Origin of the sequence: Sphingomonas gilva, assembly GCF_003515075.1 — a bacterium.
GTDB lineage: Bacteria > Pseudomonadota > Alphaproteobacteria > Sphingomonadales > Sphingomonadaceae > Sphingomonas > Sphingomonas gilva.
Genome location: NZ_QWLV01000009.1, coordinates 113216 through 129153, shown reverse-complemented (window position 1 = coordinate 129153; position 15938 = coordinate 113216). Strand labels below are relative to the sequence as shown.

General features: G+C 67.7%; 16 protein-coding genes. 7 read left to right on the top strand and 9 right to left on the bottom strand.

Annotated features, from left to right (window positions below):
• The first annotated feature begins 84 nt into the window (after positions 1-84).
• On the top strand, positions 85-801 hold the full coding sequence (gene mazG, locus D1610_RS15660) for a nucleoside triphosphate pyrophosphohydrolase (RefSeq protein WP_245942324.1): 717 nt from the start codon (positions 85-87) through the stop codon (positions 799-801).
• Here mazG and hflX read toward each other — a convergent pair.
• The 7 genes from hflX to dusB all read right to left on the bottom strand — a co-directional run bounded on the left by hflX (position 782) and on the right by dusB (position 9838).
• Entirely contained in the window at positions 782-2083 is a 1302-nt protein-coding gene (hflX, locus tag D1610_RS15655; protein WP_245942318.1) for a GTPase HflX, read from the bottom strand. The genes mazG and hflX overlap by 20 nt on opposite strands.
• Positions 2080-2565, bottom strand: a complete 486-nt coding sequence (hfq, locus tag D1610_RS15650; RefSeq protein WP_118865128.1) for an RNA chaperone Hfq — start codon at positions 2563-2565, stop codon at positions 2080-2082. The genes hflX and hfq overlap by 4 nt, the downstream gene beginning before the upstream one ends.
• 114 nt (positions 2566-2679) lie before the next feature.
• Entirely contained in the window at positions 2680-4056 is a 1377-nt protein-coding gene (gene ntrX / locus D1610_RS15645) for a nitrogen assimilation response regulator NtrX (RefSeq protein ID WP_118865127.1), read from the bottom strand.
• 2 nt (positions 4057-4058) lie between these two features.
• Positions 4059-6233, bottom strand: a complete 2175-nt coding sequence (locus tag D1610_RS15640) for a sensor histidine kinase (protein WP_118865126.1) — start codon at positions 6231-6233, stop codon at positions 4059-4061.
• 109 nt (positions 6234-6342) lie between these two features.
• Entirely contained in the window at positions 6343-7761 is a 1419-nt protein-coding gene (ntrC, locus tag D1610_RS15635; protein WP_118865125.1) for a nitrogen regulation protein NR(I), read from the bottom strand.
• Positions 7758-8864: a two-component system sensor histidine kinase NtrB gene (locus D1610_RS15630; RefSeq protein ID WP_118865124.1), complete on the bottom strand. Its 1107-nt coding sequence runs from the start codon at positions 8862-8864 to the stop codon at positions 7758-7760. The genes ntrC and D1610_RS15630 overlap by 4 nt, the downstream gene beginning before the upstream one ends.
• Entirely contained in the window at positions 8840-9838 is a 999-nt protein-coding gene (gene dusB, locus D1610_RS15625) for a tRNA dihydrouridine synthase DusB (protein ID WP_118865172.1), read from the bottom strand. Before dusB ends, D1610_RS15630 begins: the two co-directional genes overlap by 25 nt.
• Positions 9839-9917: 79 nt before the next feature.
• Between dusB and D1610_RS15620 the strand changes: the two genes are divergently transcribed.
• Genes D1610_RS15620 through D1610_RS15610 form a run of 3 tightly spaced genes read left to right on the top strand, consistent with a single transcriptional unit; the run spans position 9918 to position 12106 of the window.
• A complete protein-coding gene (locus D1610_RS15620; RefSeq protein ID WP_118865123.1) occupies positions 9918-11051 on the top strand; it encodes a bifunctional 2-C-methyl-D-erythritol 4-phosphate cytidylyltransferase/2-C-methyl-D-erythritol 2,4-cyclodiphosphate synthase in 1134 nt (377 codons plus the stop codon).
• Between the two features lie 4 nt (positions 11052-11055).
• Positions 11056-11574, top strand: coding sequence for a hypothetical protein (locus tag D1610_RS15615; RefSeq protein WP_118865122.1), 519 nt, complete (start codon positions 11056-11058; stop codon positions 11572-11574).
• Position 11575: 1 nt separating this feature from the next.
• Positions 11576-12106 carry a CinA family protein gene (locus D1610_RS15610; protein WP_118865121.1) on the top strand — a complete coding sequence of 177 codons (531 nt, stop codon included), beginning with the start codon at positions 11576-11578 and terminating at the stop codon, positions 12104-12106.
• Here D1610_RS15610 and D1610_RS15605 read toward each other — a convergent pair.
• Both D1610_RS15605 and lipA read right to left on the bottom strand, forming a co-directional pair.
• Positions 12037-12528 carry a type II toxin-antitoxin system RatA family toxin gene (locus D1610_RS15605; protein WP_118865120.1) on the bottom strand — a complete coding sequence of 164 codons (492 nt, stop codon included), beginning with the start codon at positions 12526-12528 and terminating at the stop codon, positions 12037-12039. The two genes, D1610_RS15610 and D1610_RS15605, sit on opposite strands and share 70 nt — an antisense overlap.
• A gap of 133 nt (positions 12529-12661) precedes the next feature.
• A complete protein-coding gene (lipA, locus tag D1610_RS15600) occupies positions 12662-13585 on the bottom strand; it encodes a lipoyl synthase (RefSeq protein WP_118865171.1) in 924 nt (307 codons plus the stop codon).
• Positions 13586-13870: 285 nt separating this feature from the next.
• Here lipA and D1610_RS15595 point away from each other — a divergent pair, with 285 nt between their 5' ends.
• The 3 genes from D1610_RS15595 to D1610_RS15585 are packed head-to-tail and all read left to right on the top strand — an operon-like array spanning position 13871 to position 15923.
• Positions 13871-14503 (top strand): carbonic anhydrase, encoded by a 633-nt coding sequence (locus D1610_RS15595; protein WP_118865119.1) that lies wholly within the window; start codon positions 13871-13873, stop codon positions 14501-14503.
• A gap of 19 nt (positions 14504-14522) precedes the next feature.
• Positions 14523-15299 carry an NYN domain-containing protein gene (locus D1610_RS15590; RefSeq protein WP_118865118.1) on the top strand — a complete coding sequence of 259 codons (777 nt, stop codon included), beginning with the start codon at positions 14523-14525 and terminating at the stop codon, positions 15297-15299.
• A 48-nt stretch (positions 15300-15347) separates the two neighbouring features.
• Positions 15348-15923 (top strand): Uma2 family endonuclease, encoded by a 576-nt coding sequence (locus D1610_RS15585; protein WP_118865117.1) that lies wholly within the window; start codon positions 15348-15350, stop codon positions 15921-15923.
• Positions 15924-15938 lie beyond the last annotated feature (15 nt).

Here is a 15938-nt window from a genome sequence, read left to right as displayed (position 1 = left end):
CTGGACCAGTCGGATCGTCAGGACCATCGGGATCGTCTGGACCATCCGGATCGTCCGGATCATCTGGATCGCCTGGTCGCGATCATGGCGCGCTTGCGCGATCCGGAGACCGGATGCGAATGGGACAGCGTCCAGACGTTCGCCTCGATCGCACCCTACACGATCGAGGAAGCCTATGAGGTCGAAGACGCGATCGCGCGCGGCGACATGGCCGATCTGAAGGACGAGCTCGGCGATCTGCTGCTCCAGGTCGTGTTCCACGCGCGCATGGCGGAGGAAGCCGGCGCGTTCGATTTCGCCGACGTCGCCGCGACGATCGGCGACAAGATGGAGCGCCGCCACCCGCATATCTTCGGCGATGCGGCTGAGGGCGGTCATCATCTTTGGGAACAGATCAAGGCCGACGAACGCGCGGCCAAGGCGCATCGCGGCGCGCTCGACGGCGTGGCGCTCGGCCTGCCCGCGCTCCTTCGCGCCGAAAAGCTGCAGAAGCGCGCCGCTCGCACCGGCTTCGACTGGCCCGACGCCACCGGTCCGCGCGCCAAGGTGGATGAGGAACTGGCGGAGGCAGACCGCGCGATCGGCGATCACAAGGCCGAGGAGATCGGCGACCTGCTGTTCGCGGTGGTCAATTGGGCGCGCCACGAAGGCATCGATGCGGAAGCCGCGTTGCGCATCGCCAATTCGAAATTCGAACGCCGTTTCCGCGCGATGGAAGCGGAAGCTGGCGACGCGTTCAAGGAGCTGGACCTGAACGCGAAGGAAGCGCTGTGGCAGGCGGTCAAGCGTCGCGCTGGATGAAGCGCGCGTAATCGGGCTCGGCCAGCCGGACCTCGACCATCAGGCGGTCATCGGCCATCCATTGGTCGATCACCTCGCCATGCGCGTGCAGCCAGGCGGCGCCGGCGCCGTCGGCCGGATCCAGGTCGATCTGGTAGCGGCGGTGTGCGCGCGTGAGGTTGGCGGAGATCGCGGCGACGAGATCGTCCACCCCTTCGCCCGTCATCGCCGACAGCGCCGCCACATCGTCCCGCCGCGCGGCGTCGGCCAGCACCGCCTCGCGCGCATCTGGGTCGAGCGCGTCGATCTTGTTCCACGCCTCGATCCGCGGCGTGACGATCTCGTCTCCCACGCCGAGCTCGGCGAGCACCTTCTCGACATCGGCGCGCTGCGCGTCGCTGTCGGGATGCGCGATGTCGCGGACGTGCACGATCAGATCGGCCGAGACCACCTCCTCGAGCGTCGCCTTGAACGCTGCCACGAGCTGCGTCGGCAGCTCCGAGACGAAACCGACGGTGTCGGACAGCATCGCCCGATCGATTCCGGGCGGCGAGAATTGCCGCAAGGTCGGATCGAGCGTGGCGAACAGCAGATCTTCCGCCATGACGTCAGCACCGGTCAGGCGGTTGAACAACGTCGATTTTCCGGCATTGGTATAGCCGACCAGCGCGACCACCGGCCATGGCGCACGCTGGCGCCGGCCGCGGTGCAGGCCGCGGGTGCGCGACACGCCTTCGAGCTCGCGCCTGAGCCGCGCCATCCGGTCGCGGATCATGCGACGGTCGGCCTCGATCTGGGTTTCGCCGGGACCGCCGAGAAAGCCGAAGCCGCCGCGCTGGCGCTCGAGATGGGTCCAGCTGCGCACCAGCCGGCCCGCCTGATAGTCGAGATGGGCGAGCTCGACCTGCAAGCGGCCCTCGGCGGTGGCGGCGCGCTCGCCGAAAATCTCGAGGATCAGACCGGTCCGGTCGATCACCTTGCAGCCGATCGCGGTCTCCAGATTGCGCTGCTGCACCGGGGTCAGCGCGCCGTCGACGACGATCAGCTCGGCGCCCTGCTCTTCCGCGCGATCCTTGACCTGATCGACCTGGCCGCTGCCGAGCAAAGTCGCGGGCCGCGCCTGGCGCACGCGAAACGGCATGCGCCCGACGACCTCGACCCCGATCGCAGCGGCAAGCCCCGCGGTTTCCTCCAGGCGCGCGTCGTTGTCGCGCATCGAACCGCCGGTATCCGGCAGCACGACGAGCGCACGGGCGCCGCGGGCGAACTCGCCCGCATCGCGTTCGAAGCCGCCGGTGGTCAATCTTCGCTTTCTTGCTCTTCAGCCAGGTTGAGCGGCGCGGATGGCTGGATGGTGGAGACCGCATGCTTGTAGACCAGCTGCGATACGCCTTCGCGTTGGAGCAGCATGCAGAACAGGTCATAGGCGGCGATCTGCCCTTGCAGCATCACGCCGTTGACCAGGAACATCGTCACGCTCTGATCCGACTTGCGCACGGCGTTCAGGAAAATATCCTGCAAGAGCGAAGGCTTCTTGCCCGGTTCTCCTACCGCCTGCACGATCGCGGAGGCGTCTCCGTTGCCGGCGGGCATGATGGTGGAGATGGCGTGCTTGTAGATCAGCTGGGACTGGCCGTCGCGGCGCAGCAGCACCGAGAAATTGTCGAACCAGGTGACGATTCCCTGCAGCTTGACGCCTTTGACCAGGAACATCGTGACCGGGGTCTTCGTCCGGCGCAGCAGGTTGAGGAACAGGTCCTGCAGATTATTGGGCTTGTCGGCCATGGTTCACACCCTTGTGCTTGGCGGGATCCTGCCCCGCAATGCGCCGGTTTCCGGCGTCGATCCGCGCACCCGCATGGCGCGCGGCGCATAACTTAGGGTGTTTGGCTGCAATCCTCAATCGTCGTCGGCGCGAACCTCGGTGATTCCCAATATCTTCAGCTTGCGGTGCAGCGCCGATCGCTCCATGCCGATGAACGAGGCCGTGCGCGAGATATTGCCCGAAAAGCGGCGGATCTGGACGCGCAGATACTCCCGCTCGAAGGTCTCGCGCGCCTCGCGCAAGGGGGCGCCCATGATCTGCGCCCCGCCCCCCGCGCCGCCCGTCTCTCCGCGGATCTCGGCGGGCAGCATATCGAGATCGATCCGCCCCACCCGGTCGCCCGGCGCCATGATGACGGTGCGCTCAACGACGTTGCGCAGCTGGCGGACATTGCCGGGCCATTCGTGGCTCTGCAGCGCGACCAGCGCGTCCGGCGCGATCTCGGGCGTCGGCACGCGCCGTTCGGCGGCATAGCGCGCGGCGAAATGTTCGACCAGGGCGGGAATGTCCTCACGCCGGTCGGACAGCGGCGGCAGCGCGACGGGCACGACGTTGAGCCGGTAATAGAGATCCTCGCGGAAGCGCCCCTCGGCGATCTCCTGCGTCAGATCGCGCGAGGTGGAGGAGACGACGCGCACGTCGACCTTCACCTGGTGCTGCCCGCCGATGCGCACGAAGGCCTGATCGGTCAGCACGCGCAGGATGCGGGCCTGGGTCGCGATCGGCATGTCGGCGATCTCGTCGAGCAGCAGCGTGCCGCCATGCGCCTGTTCGAGCAGGCCGGTGCGGACGAGCTTGTCGCCCTCCTCCACCCCGAACAGCTCCTCCTCGACGCGCTCTGGCGTCATTCGCGCCGCGCTCAGGATGACGAAGGGCGCCTCAGCGCGGTTGCTCCAGCTGTGCAGCAGCCGGGCGGCGACCTCCTTGCCGACGCCGGCGGGGCCCGAGATCAGCACACGGCTGCCGGTCGCGGCGACGCGCTTCAAGGTCGCGCGCACCCCATTGATCGCGTTGGAGCTGCCGGTCAGCTCCTCGTCGCGGCCCGCCAGCGCCTTCAGGCTGGCATTCTCGCGCCGCAGCCGCTCGGTCTCGGTCGCGCGGCGGACGAGCAGCAGCAGCCGGTCAGCCTCGAACGGCTTTTCGATGAAGTCGGCCGCGCCCTTGCGGATCGCCGCGACCGCGGTGTCGAGATTGCCGTGGCCGGAGATGACCAGCACCGGAATGCTCGCGTCGCGCGCCTTGATCTCGTCGAGCAGTTCCAGCCCATCGAGCTTCGATCCCTGGAGCCACACGTCGAGCAGCACGAGCGAGGGCCGGCGTTCATGGATCGCCGCCAGCGCGCCATCGCTGTCCGCCGCGGTGCGGGTGCCGAAGCCTTCGTCTTCGAGCACGCCCGAGACGAGATCGCGGATGTCCGATTCATCATCGACGATAAGGATGTCGAGCGCCATGGTCAGGGGGTCCGTTCAAGCTTGATGGTATCTTCGCCGCCGTCGAGCGCGGCGAGCAGTTGCGGTTCGAAGCACAGGCTCACGATCGATCCGCCCCCCGGATTGTCGTCGAACGTGATCGTGCCGAAATGCTCCTCGACGATCTTCTTGACGATGGCGAGGCCGAGGCCGGTGCCCCGCGCGCGCGTCGTCATATAGGGTTCGACCAGCCGCTCGCGCTCGACCGGCAGGCCGATGCCGTTGTCGGCGATGTCGAGCCGGATCGTCTTGCCCTCGGCGGCGAAGGCGATGTCGATGCGTCCCGCCGGCGCATCCTCGCCACGCGCGCCGATCGCCTCGATGGCGTTCTTGAGGATGTTGGTCAGCGCCTGGCCGAGCTGGCGGCGGTCGCACACCAGCGGCCAGGGCTGGTCGCCGCCCGCGATGGAGAAGGCGATGGCCGGATTGGCGACCTCGTGCAGGAATACCGATTGGCGGACGATATCGAGCAGCGATTCCTCGCGGAACACGGGCTTGGGCATCCGCGCGAAGGAGGAGAATTCGTCGACCATCCGCCTGAGATCGCCGACCTGGCGGACGATGGTGTCGGTCAGCCGCGCGAACACGCCGTCCTCGGCGTCGATCTTGCCGCCATAGCGCCGCTGGAGCCGCTCGGCTGCGAGCTGGATCGGCGTCAGCGGGTTCTTGATCTCATGCGCGATACGGCGCGCGACATCGGACCAGGCGGCGCGGCGCTGATCGAGCAGCTGCTGGGTGATGTCGTCGAAGGTCAGGATATGGCCCGATGCGTCGCGCACGATTCGCACCGCCAGCGTCAGCGCCTCGCCGCGCGCATCGACGTGGACAATCGTCTCGCGCTCGCCATCGGCGATCGCCTTGGCCAGTTCAGGCGCGATCGTGGAGAGCGGATGCCCGACCGCGTCGTCCTCCTCGCGACGCAGCAGTTCGAGCGCGGAGGCATTGATCAGGCGCACATTGCCGTCGTCGTCGATCGACAGGATGCCGGCGCTGACGCCCGACATCACCGCCTCGATCAGCGCGCGCCGGCTGTCGAGCTGCGCGTTCGCCGAGACCAGCGCGCCCGTCTGCTCCTCCAGCCGCCGGGTCATCCGGTTGAACGCGCTGGCGAGCGTGCCGATCTCGTCCTGCGTCCGCGGGTCGGGCACCCGCGCGGTGAGGTCTCCGTCAGCCACGCGCCGCGCCGCGCCGACCAGTTCGCCGACGGGACGGACGAAGCGGTCGGCGACGCGCAACGCGATCCACACCGCGATGGCGACGATGAGGAGCGACACGCCCAGCAGGATCGCATTGAACTGCAGCTGAAGGCCGCGCGATCGGCCCATCAGCGCGCGATAATCGTTCAGCACCGCCTCCGCGCGCGCATATTGCGGGCGCATTTGCGGATTCGACGCCCGCGCGGCGTAGAGGAACATGTTGGACCGGCCGGCCATCGGCACGAATGCCGCGATGCGATCGCCGCGATCGAGCACCACGCTGGGCTCGCCCCTGCGCAACCGGGCAATCGCCGCCGGATCGATCTGGCTTTCGATATCGCGATCATAGGGGTTGATGATCGCCAGCGTCTGGACGCCATTTTGCGGCGTGACCGAGACGATCGCGCCCTCCGTCAGGTTTCGATAGTAGATCTGCTGGAGGAACAGGCTGGGAAAGCCGGGGCTGTCGATCGGCTCCTCCTCAAGGATCGCGCCGAGATCGCTGGCGGCGGTCACCGATTCGAGCTCCACCTGGTCGAGCGCCTGCTGATAGGATTGGCGGGCCAGGATGTTGGCGTTCTCCAGCATCCCGCGTGCGCGATCGGAGAACCAGAATTCCACGCCATATTGGAACAGCAGCGACGCGAAGATCACCAGCAGCAGCATCGGCACCGCGGCGAGCGCGGAAAACAAGGCGACCAATCTGACGTGGAGCCGGCCGCCTCCCCCGACGCTCGCCGCCGCACGGCGCATCGCCACGCGGCGACCGACGAGCACGAGCACGCCGACGGCCGGCACAAGGTTGGCCACCAGTAGAAACGCTACCAGCGGTGGGTTGAGCGGCTGGGGCGTTCCCTCGTCGCCGGTCAGCACGAAATAGCTGGCGACCACGACGAGGATAAGCGCGACGCCCACCGCGACCTCGACCAGCGGCATATAGCCATCGTCGCGCAGGGCGCGCATCAGCCGTTGGCGGAGGCCAGAATTTTCGGGTCGGGATAGCGTCGCGTCGCTGGCCATTGTGGCATTGCTACAACAGTCTCGTGGCGCTGGGAACACGCCTTTTGCGCGTTCAGTCGCGCTCCGAAACCGGCCTGGCGGCGACGCCCAGATCGTCGATCTTCTTTTTCAACGTGTTGCGATTGATCCCCAGCATCCGCGCGGCGCGCAGTTGATTGCCCCGCGTGCGCGCCAGCACCGCTTCGATAAGCGGGCGCTCGGCAAGCGCGAGCAGACGTCCATGCAGCATGTCCTCGTCGACGATGGGCTGCTCGGCGATCCAGGCGCGCACCGCCGCATCGATCGAGACCACGGGCCCCTCCCCGCCTCCCCCCGGCGCGGCGGAAAGACGGGCGAGCCCTTCGGCGGTGATCGTCTCGTCGCGCACCAAGGCGGCGGCGCGGCGCATCATGTTTTCCAGCTCGCGGACATTGCCCGGCCAGTTCTGGCGTTCGAGCCGGGCGACCGCAGTCGGATCGAGTCGCTTGCGCGGAAGCCCTTCCTGCGCGGCGCGATCGAGGAAATGGCGCGCGAGCAATCCGATATCGTCGCGGCGCTGGCGCAGCGACGGGATCGCGATCGGCACGACGTTCAGCCGGTAGAACAGATCCTCGCGGAACGCCCCCTCGCCCACCAGGCTTTCCAGATCGCGGTTGGTGGCGGCGACGATGCGCACGTCGGAGCGGATCGGGCGCGCGCCGCCGACGGTGGTGAACTCGCCCGACTGCAGCACGCGCAGCAGCCGGGTCTGGGCATCCATCGGCATATCGCCGATCTCGTCGAGGAACAGCGTGCCGCCGGCGGCTTGCTCGAAGCGGCCGGCGGTGCGCTGGGTCGCGCCGGTGAAGGCGCCGCGCTCATGGCCGAACAGCTCGGCCTCGATCAGCTCGCGCGGGATCGCCGCCATGTTGATCGCGACGAAGGGTTTCGCGCGCCGCGTGCCGAGATCATGGATCGCGCGCGCCACCAGTTCCTTGCCGGTGCCCGATTCGCCCGTGATCAACACGGTCAGCTCGTTCGAGACGACGCGGGCGATGGTGCGATAGACGTCCTGCATCGCCGCCGAACGGCCGATCAGCGGCAGCGCCTCGTCATCAAGCGTCGCCTCTTCCTCGCCGTGCGGACGCCGGGCGATCGCTTCCGCCACGGCGCGCGCCAGATCGTCGAGATCGAAGGGCTTGGGGAGATACTCGAACGCGCCGCGCTCGGCGGCGCGGACGGCGGTGGTCAGCGTGTTCTGCGCGGAAAGGATGATGACGGGCAGCTCGGGAAAGCGCGCGCGCACCGCGGCGAGCGCATCGAGCCCGTTGCCGTCGGGCAGCATGACGTCGCTGATCAGCGCGTCGGGCGCGCCGGCCTCCAGCGCCGCCCATAGGCCGGCGATGCTTTCCGCCTGCTCGACGCGGTGGCCGTGGCGCTTCAAGGCCTGGGACACCACCAGGCGGATCGCCTCGTCATCGTCCACCACAAGGATATGGCCTGCCATGCTCATTCTCCCCGCGCCAGGCGGATGCGGAAGACGGTGTGCTCGGGCGTTCCCTCGCGCGCATATTGGACGATGCCGCCCATGTCGCGGACCAGCTTCTCGACCAGCGTCAGCCCCAGCCCCTGCCCCTTGCCGCTGCCCGAGACGAACGGGTCGAACAGATGCTCGGCGATCTCCGGCGGGGCGCCGGGACCGTTGTCGGCGACCGCGATCTCGATCGGCAGCGATCGGCGCGGACGGCCGCCACCGGGGCTGATCGCCATGCCGTGGCGATAGGCGGCGGTGATCGAGATCCGCGGATCGGACACGCTTTCAACCGCTTCACTCGCATTCTTCAAAAGGTTCAGCATCACCTGGACGAAACTGTCGCGGTGCACCGCCACCTCAGGCAGGGAAGGATCATATTCCTCCTTGATGCGTACATGCGCGGCGAATCCGGCTTTCGCCAGATCGCGCGCATGTTCGAGCATGGGATAGATGTTGGCCGCCTCCAGCGGCAGCGGCCGCGCATCGCCGAAGCGCTGCATCCCGTCGATCAGCGCGGCGATGCGATCGACCTCTCGGGTGATGAGGCTCGTGAGCGCACGGGCGTCGGCATCCAGTTCCCCTCCGGCCTGAGCGATCAGCTGAGCGGCGCCGCGAATGCCCGAGAGCGGGTTCTTGATCTCGTGCGCAAGGATCGCCGCCGCGCCCACCGCGGCGAGCGCCCCGCCCGAGGGTTCCGCGCCGTGGCCGGTGCGGTGCGGTGAGCTCAGATTGTGCACCGTCAGCAGCCGCCAGCCGGGCTGGTCGGCGATGGGCGCTTCGACCAGATCGACGCGGAAGCGGCCATGCGGCATCGTCAGGTCGACGTCATAGGCCCATAGCCCGCGGTCTCGGCCCAGCGCGCCGCGATCGGCCAGATCGCCGGGGATCGGCACGATATCGGCGAGCGGCCGGCCCGTCATCGCCGTCTGGCTGCGGTTGAACAGCGTCTCGGCGGCGGCGTTGGCGTTGCGCACGCGGTCGTCGGGGCCGATCAGCAACACCGCGACGGGAAGCGCCGCCAGCACCTCGGAGGGCGCCGGCTGCGCAGTCGTGTCGATCACGCCGCCGCGCGGCTCAGCCACGGCGCATAGAATTCGCGGATCATGCCGAGCGCGACCTTCGCGTCGGGCACCTGGTTGACGCGGTTGCGGAACTCGGCCGATCCGTGCAGCCCGCGCGTGTACCAGCCGAGGTGCTTGCGCATCATGTTGACGCCTACCTCGCCGCCATAATGTTCGAGCATCATGTGATAATGCTCCACGATCAGGTGATATTGCACCTCGATGCTGGGGTCGGGCAGCTCCTCGCCGGTCCGCATCCAGTGCATCACCTGCGCGAGCAGCCAGGGCCGGCCATAGGCGCCGCGGCCGATCATGACGCCATCCGCGCCCGATTGCGCGAGCGCCGCATCGGCATCCTCGATCCCGCAGATATCGCCATTGGCGATGACGGGGATCGAAACCGCATCCTTTACCTTTCGGATGAAGGCCCAATCTGCCGAGCCCTTGTACATCTGGTTGCGCGTGCGGCCGTGGACGGTGACCATCTTGACGCCCAGATCCTCGGCGATCCGCGCGAGCTCGGGCGCGTTCAGGCTGTCATGGCACCAGCCCATGCGCATCTTGAGCGTCACCGGCACCGAAACCGCCTTGACCACCGCATCGACCAGCCTCGCGGCATTGGGCAGGTCACGCATCAGTGCAGAACCGGCGTCGCCGCTCGTCACCTTGCGCACCGGGCAGCCCATGTTGATGTCGATGATCGCCGCGCCGCGATCCTCGCTCAGCCTCGCGGCCTCGCCCATCTCGTGCGGGGTGCAGCCGACGAGCTGCATCGACACCGGGTCCTCGCTCGGGTCCCAGGCGAATTTCTGCAAGCTCTGGCGCGTCTCGCGGATCGCCGCTTGGCTTGCGACCATCTCGGTCACGTTGAGCCCCGATCCGAAACGGCGGACGAGCACGCGGAACGGGCGATCGGTCACGCCCGTCATGGGCGCGAGGATCACCGGCGTCTCGATGCGGACCGGGCCGATCTGGATGGGCTTGAGCACTGCGATACTGCCTAAAAAACGAGCAGCGCCATTAGCCGAAACCCCCTTGGCCCGCAAGGCGCGCGCCGGTAGAGCCGCCCCAGCCATGAGCGCCCCTCCCCGCATCGCCGCCATCCTCGTCGCCGCCGGCACCGGCACGCGCTTCGGCGGCGATGTGCCCAAGCAGTTCGCGCGGCTCGCAGGAAAGCCGGTGATCGCGCACGCGCATGCCGCGCTGGTGGAACATCCGGCCATCGGCGAGGTGATCGTGGTCGGCGATCCCGCGGCCATTGGTGAGGTTCTCGGCGATATCAAAATCGTTCCGGGCGGCGCGACGCGTCGGGATTCCGTTCGGGCCGGGCTGGACGCGATCGAAGCGGACTATGTGCTGATCCATGACGCCGCCCGTCCGCTGTTGCCGGTGCCGGTTATCGACGCGCTGATCGCCGCGCTTGCCGAGCATGACGGCGCGGTTCCCGGCCTTCCGGTGGCCGACACGCTCGCGCGATCGGATGGCGCGCTTGGCGACGTCGTGCCTCGTGACGGGCTGGTCCGCGTGCAGACCCCGCAAGCGTTCCGCTACGACGTCATCCGCGCCGCGCACGACACCTGGCCGCCGGATCGCGAGGCGAGCGACGATGCGCAGATGGTCCGCGCCAATGGCGGCACGGTCACGACGGTGCCCGGCGACGCGTTGCTCGACAAGGTGACCTTTGCCGGCGATCTCGACCGGCTGGAGCGCATGATCGACAGCGTCCAGGTCACCGGCTTCGGCTATGACGTCCACCGGCTCGCGGCGGGCGAGGAATTGTGGCTGGGCGGCATTCGCATCCCGCACGATCGCGGGCTGGTAGGGCATTCGGACGCCGATGTCGTGCTCCATGCGATCACCGACGCTGTGCTCGGCTGCATCGGCGCGGGCGACATCGGCAGCCACTTCCCGCCGTCCGAGCCCGAGTGGCGCGGCGCCTCTTCCGATCGCTTCCTCGAACATGCCCGCGGATTGGTCGAAGCGGAAGGCGGCCGCATCATCCACACCGATGTGACGATCATCTGCGAAGCGCCGCGGATCGGCCCGTATCGGGACGCCATCCGGGCGCGCATCGCCGGTCTGTTGCGGCTCGCGCCGGCGCGGGTTAGCGTCAAGGCCACCACGACCGAGCGTTTGGGCTTCACCGGTCGTGGAGAGGGAATCGCGGCGCAGGCCGTTGCAACCGTGAGCCTGCCCGGGAGTATCTGATCCTATGCGCCGCACCGCTTCCATTGTCGCCGCCATTTCCCTCGCCGTCAGCGCCGGTGCGCAGGCGCAGAACGCCAAGCCGTGCGTCACCGCGGCGGAGGGCGAAGGCCTCGCCCTCTATGTCATGCCCGATGTGGTGCGTTCGGCCAGCCAGACCTGTCGTCCCCATCTGCCCCGCACCGCGCTGCTCGCCAATCCGGCGCCGCTGATCGCCAAGTTCCAGGCCGAGACCGACGCCGCCTGGCCCGCCGCGCGCGCCGCCTTCGGCAAGATCGCCGGAGACGATGTCGCTCCCTTCCTCGACGGCAACATGGCGAAGCCGATGATCTCGGCGATGATGGGGCCGATGCTGACGGCGGAGATCAAGCCAAAGGATTGCCCGGCGATCAACCGCGTGGTCGAACTGCTTCAGCCGCTTCCGGCGCGCAATGCGGCCGCCTTGTTCATCACCATCGCCCAGCTTGCGTCCGAAGGCGACAAGGCGAGCAAGATTCCGCTCTGTCCGTTCGAGGCGGGCCGCTGACATGGACTTGCTGTTGCCTGCCGAACTGGTCGCCGCGGCGCGCAAGGCGCTCGACGCCAACCGCGCCGCCGGGCGCAAGGTGGCGCTGGCGGAGAGCTGCACCGGCGGGCTCGTATCGGCGGCGCTGACCGAGATCCCCGGTTCGTCCGACGTGTTCGAGGCCGGCTTCGTCACCTACTCGAACGAAGCCAAGATGACCCAGCTGAACGTAGCGCGCGACGTGCTGGAAACCTTCGGCTCGGTCTCGGTCGCGACCGCATGGAGCATGGCGCAGGGCGTGCTCGACCGCACCGAGGCGGATATCGCCGTGGCGATCACCGGCATTGCCGGCCCCGGCGGCGGCAGCGAGAAGAAGCCGGTCGGCACCGTCGTCTTCGCCCGCGCGGTGCGCGGCGCCGACCCCGATCGGATCATCGCCGATCTGAAGGAATTCGGCGATCTCGGCCGCGGCGGAATTCGCCTTCAGGCGGCGCTCTGCGCGCTCGAACTGCTGCTGCCGCTCGCCGATTCGGGGCTGGAGCCGACGCCGTAAAGCGCGGCGGCACGCTCCTCGAACGCGCCGATCATCTTCCTCAGCGCGCGATCGAACACCTGCCCCGCAAGCATCTCGAACATCCGGTTCTTGAAAGCGAAATCGACGCAGAAGTCGACCTCGCAGCCGCCCTTGCCGTCCGGCCGGAAGACCCATTCGTTGGTCAGGTGCTTCAAGGGTCCGTCGACATAATCGACGCGGATGTCGGTCGGACGGTGCTTGAGCACCTTCGAGGTGAAGCTCTCGCGCAATCCCTTGAAGCCGACGATCATGTCAGCGACCATCTCCGTCGCGCTGTTCTGCCGCACGCGGATCGCGGTCACCCAAGGCAGGAACTCGTCATAGCGGCCGACATCGGCGACCAGATCGAACATCTGCTCGGGCGTGTAGGGCAAGCGGCGGGTTTCGGAGTGGCGAGGCATCAATACCTCCCCGGTACGGGGAGGGGGACCGCGCACGGAGTGCGTGGTGGAGGGGGCTTACCGCGAGCGCCGCGCTGGTGGAAAGCCCCCTCCACCAGCCTGCGGCTGGTCCCCCTCCCCGTTCCGGGGAGGATCATATGGCCTTCCCCAGCTTCGCCTCGCGGGCCGCTTTCATCTGCGCGAAATCGTCGCCCGCATGGTAGCTCGACCGGGTCAGCGGCGAAGACGCCACCTGCAGGAAACCCTTGGCCCGCGCGATCGCGGCGTAGGCGTCGAACGCCTTGGGCGTGACGAACTCGATCACCTTGGCGTGGCGCGGAGTCGGCTGGAGATACTGGCCCATCGTCAGGAAATCGACGTCGGCGCTGCGCATGTCGTCCATCACCTGATGGACCTCCAGCCGTTCCTCGCCCAGCCCCAGCATCACGCCGGACTTGGTGAAGATCGACGGATCGTGGCGCTTGACGCTCTCCAGCAGGCGCAGCGAGGCGTAATAGCGCGCACCCGGCCGTATCGTCGGATAGAGCCGCGGCACCGTTTCCAGATTGTGGTTGTAGACGTCAGGCCGCGCGGCGACGATCGCCTCGACCGCCCGCTCATGCTTGTTGCGGAAATCGGGGGTCAGGATCTCGATCGTCGTATTGGGCGTGTTCCGCCGCAGCGCCTCGATCACCTTGACGAATTGCGATGCGCCGCCGTCGGGCAGATCGTCGCGATCGACCGAGGTGATGACGATGTGCTCCAGCCCCAGCTCCGCGGCCGCTGTGGCGACATGCTCGGGCTCCAGCGGATCGACCTTGCGCGGCATCCCCGTCTTGACGTTGCAGAAGGCGCAGGCGCGGGTGCAGACGTCGCCGAGGATCATCACTGTCGCGTGCTTCTTGGTCCAGCACTCGCCGATATTGGGGCAGGCCGCCTCCTCGCACACCGTCGCCAGGTTGAGGCGGCGCATCAGCGCGCGCGTCTCGCCGAAGCCGACCGATGTCGGCGCTTTCACCCGGATCCAGTCGGGCTTGCGCTGGCGCGGTTCGCGCGGGAGCGGAGTCATCTCGTTCATGCCGCGCCAGATAGCGACCGTGCGGCGGCGCCACAACCATCGGCGAGCCCGCCGCGACCGCTTGCCGATTCGTCGGTCGCGGCCCGCCCTGCGTCGCATAAGTCATGGCAGTTCTGCAATTGCGTTGCTCCAGTAGGAAATTTTATTCCAGATAGACCGGGCGACATATGTCTCACACGCGGAAGCTGCGGGACGATTTCCTATTAGGAAAGCCAAATCTTCGGGGCGACGCCTTACAACGCGCCGCAAGCTGTTCTAAGCGCTTGCCCAAAAGGGAGCGCATTCGTGACTGACTTTTCCGATCTGATCGCCGGCTATCACCGCTTTCGCCAGGATCGCTGGCAGGCCGAACGCGATCGCTGGGCGCGATTGTCCGAAGGCCAGAGCCCGCGGGTGATGGTGATCGCCTGCTCCGACAGCCGGGTCGATCCAACGCAGATTTTCGATGCATCGCCCGGCGAGATCTTCGTCGTGCGCAACATCGCCAATCTCGTCCCGCCATTCGAGCTGGGCGGCGGTCGCCACGGCGTGTCCGCCGCGCTGGAGTTCGCCGTCACCCAGCTGGAGGTGCCCGAGGTGGTCGTGATGGGCCATGGCTCGTGCGGCGGCGTCCATGCCGCGCTGTCGCGCCGGTTCGAAGGCGCGGCGCCGGGAGAAGGCGGCTTCATCGCGCACTGGATCGATCTGCTCGACGAGGCGCGCGACCGGATCGTCGCCGAGCATGGCGACGGGCCGGAGGCGGCGCGCGCGCTGGAGTTCGAGACGGTCAAGGTCTCGATCGCCAACCTTCGCACCTTCCCCTGCATCCCGGAGCGAGAGGCGGCGGGCAAGCTGACCATCCACGGCGCCTGGTTCGGCATCGCCGGCGGCGAGTTGCATCTGCTCGATTCCGCGACTGGAGAGTTCGCGCCGGCGTGAAGCCGTGTTACGCGGGAGTATGACCAACAACGATCATCCGCCCCTCGGCAATGTCGCGCTGCTGATCGACGCCGACAACGCCTCTCCCGCCAGTCTCGATCCCGTGCTGACGGTGCTTGCCGAGCTCGGCCAGGTCAATGTCCGCCGCGCCTATGGCAACTGGTCCAAGACCGGGCTCAAGACCTGGGCGGCATTGACGTTGAAGCACGGCATCGAGCCGCAGCAGCAGTTCGACATCACCAAGGGCAAGAACGCCACCGACATGAAGATGACGGTGGACGCGATGGACCTGCTGTTCCGCGGGCGCGTGACCGGTTTCGGCATCATGTCTTCGGACAGCGATTTCATGCCGCTGGTGATGCGCGTCCGCCAGGAGGGGCTGCCGGTCTACGGCTTCGGCAGCGCGCGCACCCCCGAGGGATTCCGCCAGGCCTGCACGCGCTTCATCGACGTGAGCGGCCTCGTCGCGCAGGCGGATGATGGGCCCCCCGCCCCACGCCCTGCGCGGCGGAACTCCGCGAGCACGACCGCCACGCCGGAACCCGAGCCCGCCGCCCCGGAGGCAAGCTCGGTCGACGACGACCTGGTCAAGCTGTTCGGCGACGCCTGGAAGGCCGCCAAGCGCGACGCGAACGGCTTCGCCAGCCTGTCCGAGGTGGGCCGCATCGCCGGCAACCGATCGAGCTTCGACGTGCGCAGCTACGGCTTCGCCAAGCTATCCGACCTGATCGCCACCCTCCCCGAATTCCGCGCTGAGGACCGCGACGGGCGGATGTTCGTGAAGCGGGTGCGGTAACGGGCGCGGCGCTAGGATCGGTCGCCGCGTCGTGATATCGTCCCGTCCATGACCGAGCTGCGGCCTCTCAACAACAGCCACCTGCCGGTGAAGCTGCGGTTGGAGGACTATCTCGCGCTCGACGAATCCGGCGCCTTCGAGGGCTATCGCAAGACCGAGCTGATCGAGGGGAAAATCTTCTTCATGAACGCCCAGCATCGCCCGCATGCGCGGGTGAAATCGCGTCTGCATGTTCTGCTGGCGGCGGCGCTCGAAGCGCAGGGGACAGGCTGGGAAGCGATCGTCGAGGGATCGATCGCCGTTCCTCCGCGCAGCTCGCCCGAACCGGATATCGTCGTCACCAGCGAGCCGGAGGGAACCGGCCTGATTCCGCTCGAATCGGTGCGGCTGATCGTCGAGGTCTCCGACGCGACGCTCAGCTTCGACATGTCGCGCAAGGCAAAACTCTATGCTGCCAATGGCGTGCCCGAATATTGGGTGGTGGATGTCGAAACTAGCATGATCCACCAGATGTGGGCGCCCAAAGGCGAAACCTATACGGAAAGACGTCAGGTGACTTTCGGCGGACCGCTCACCGCCGCCACGATCAATTCGCTGGAAATCGGGACGGGCGGGCTCGCCTGAGTCGCCCGTCCGCTC

What these genes read in the sequence shown, in the direction of transcription:
- mazG (WP_245942324.1), top strand. Translation starts at nt 85, where the DNA reads ATGGCGCGCTTGCGCGATCCGGAGACCGGATGCGAATGGGACAGCGTC.
- hfq (WP_118865128.1), bottom strand. Translation starts at nt 2,565, where the DNA reads ATGGCCGACAAGCCCAATAATCTGCAGGACCTGTTCCTCAACCTGCTG.
- ntrX (WP_118865127.1), bottom strand. Translation starts at nt 4,056, where the DNA reads ATGGCGCTCGACATCCTTATCGTCGATGATGAATCGGACATCCGCGAT.
- D1610_RS15640 (WP_118865126.1), bottom strand. Translation starts at nt 6,233, where the DNA reads ATGCGCGCCCTGCGCGACGATGGCTATATGCCGCTGGTCGAGGTCGCG.
- ntrC (WP_118865125.1), bottom strand. Translation starts at nt 7,761, where the DNA reads ATGAGCATGGCAGGCCATATCCTTGTGGTGGACGATGACGAGGCGATC.
- D1610_RS15620 (WP_118865123.1), top strand. Translation starts at nt 9,918, where the DNA reads ATGAGCGCCCCTCCCCGCATCGCCGCCATCCTCGTCGCCGCCGGCACC.
- D1610_RS15615 (WP_118865122.1), top strand. Translation starts at nt 11,056, where the DNA reads ATGCGCCGCACCGCTTCCATTGTCGCCGCCATTTCCCTCGCCGTCAGC.
- D1610_RS15610 (WP_118865121.1), top strand. Translation starts at nt 11,576, where the DNA reads ATGGACTTGCTGTTGCCTGCCGAACTGGTCGCCGCGGCGCGCAAGGCG.
- D1610_RS15605 (WP_118865120.1), bottom strand. Translation starts at nt 12,528, where the DNA reads ATGCCTCGCCACTCCGAAACCCGCCGCTTGCCCTACACGCCCGAGCAG.
- lipA (WP_118865171.1), bottom strand. Translation starts at nt 13,585, where the DNA reads ATGAACGAGATGACTCCGCTCCCGCGCGAACCGCGCCAGCGCAAGCCC.
- D1610_RS15590 (WP_118865118.1), top strand. Translation starts at nt 14,523, where the DNA reads ATGACCAACAACGATCATCCGCCCCTCGGCAATGTCGCGCTGCTGATC.
- D1610_RS15585 (WP_118865117.1), top strand. Translation starts at nt 15,348, where the DNA reads ATGACCGAGCTGCGGCCTCTCAACAACAGCCACCTGCCGGTGAAGCTG.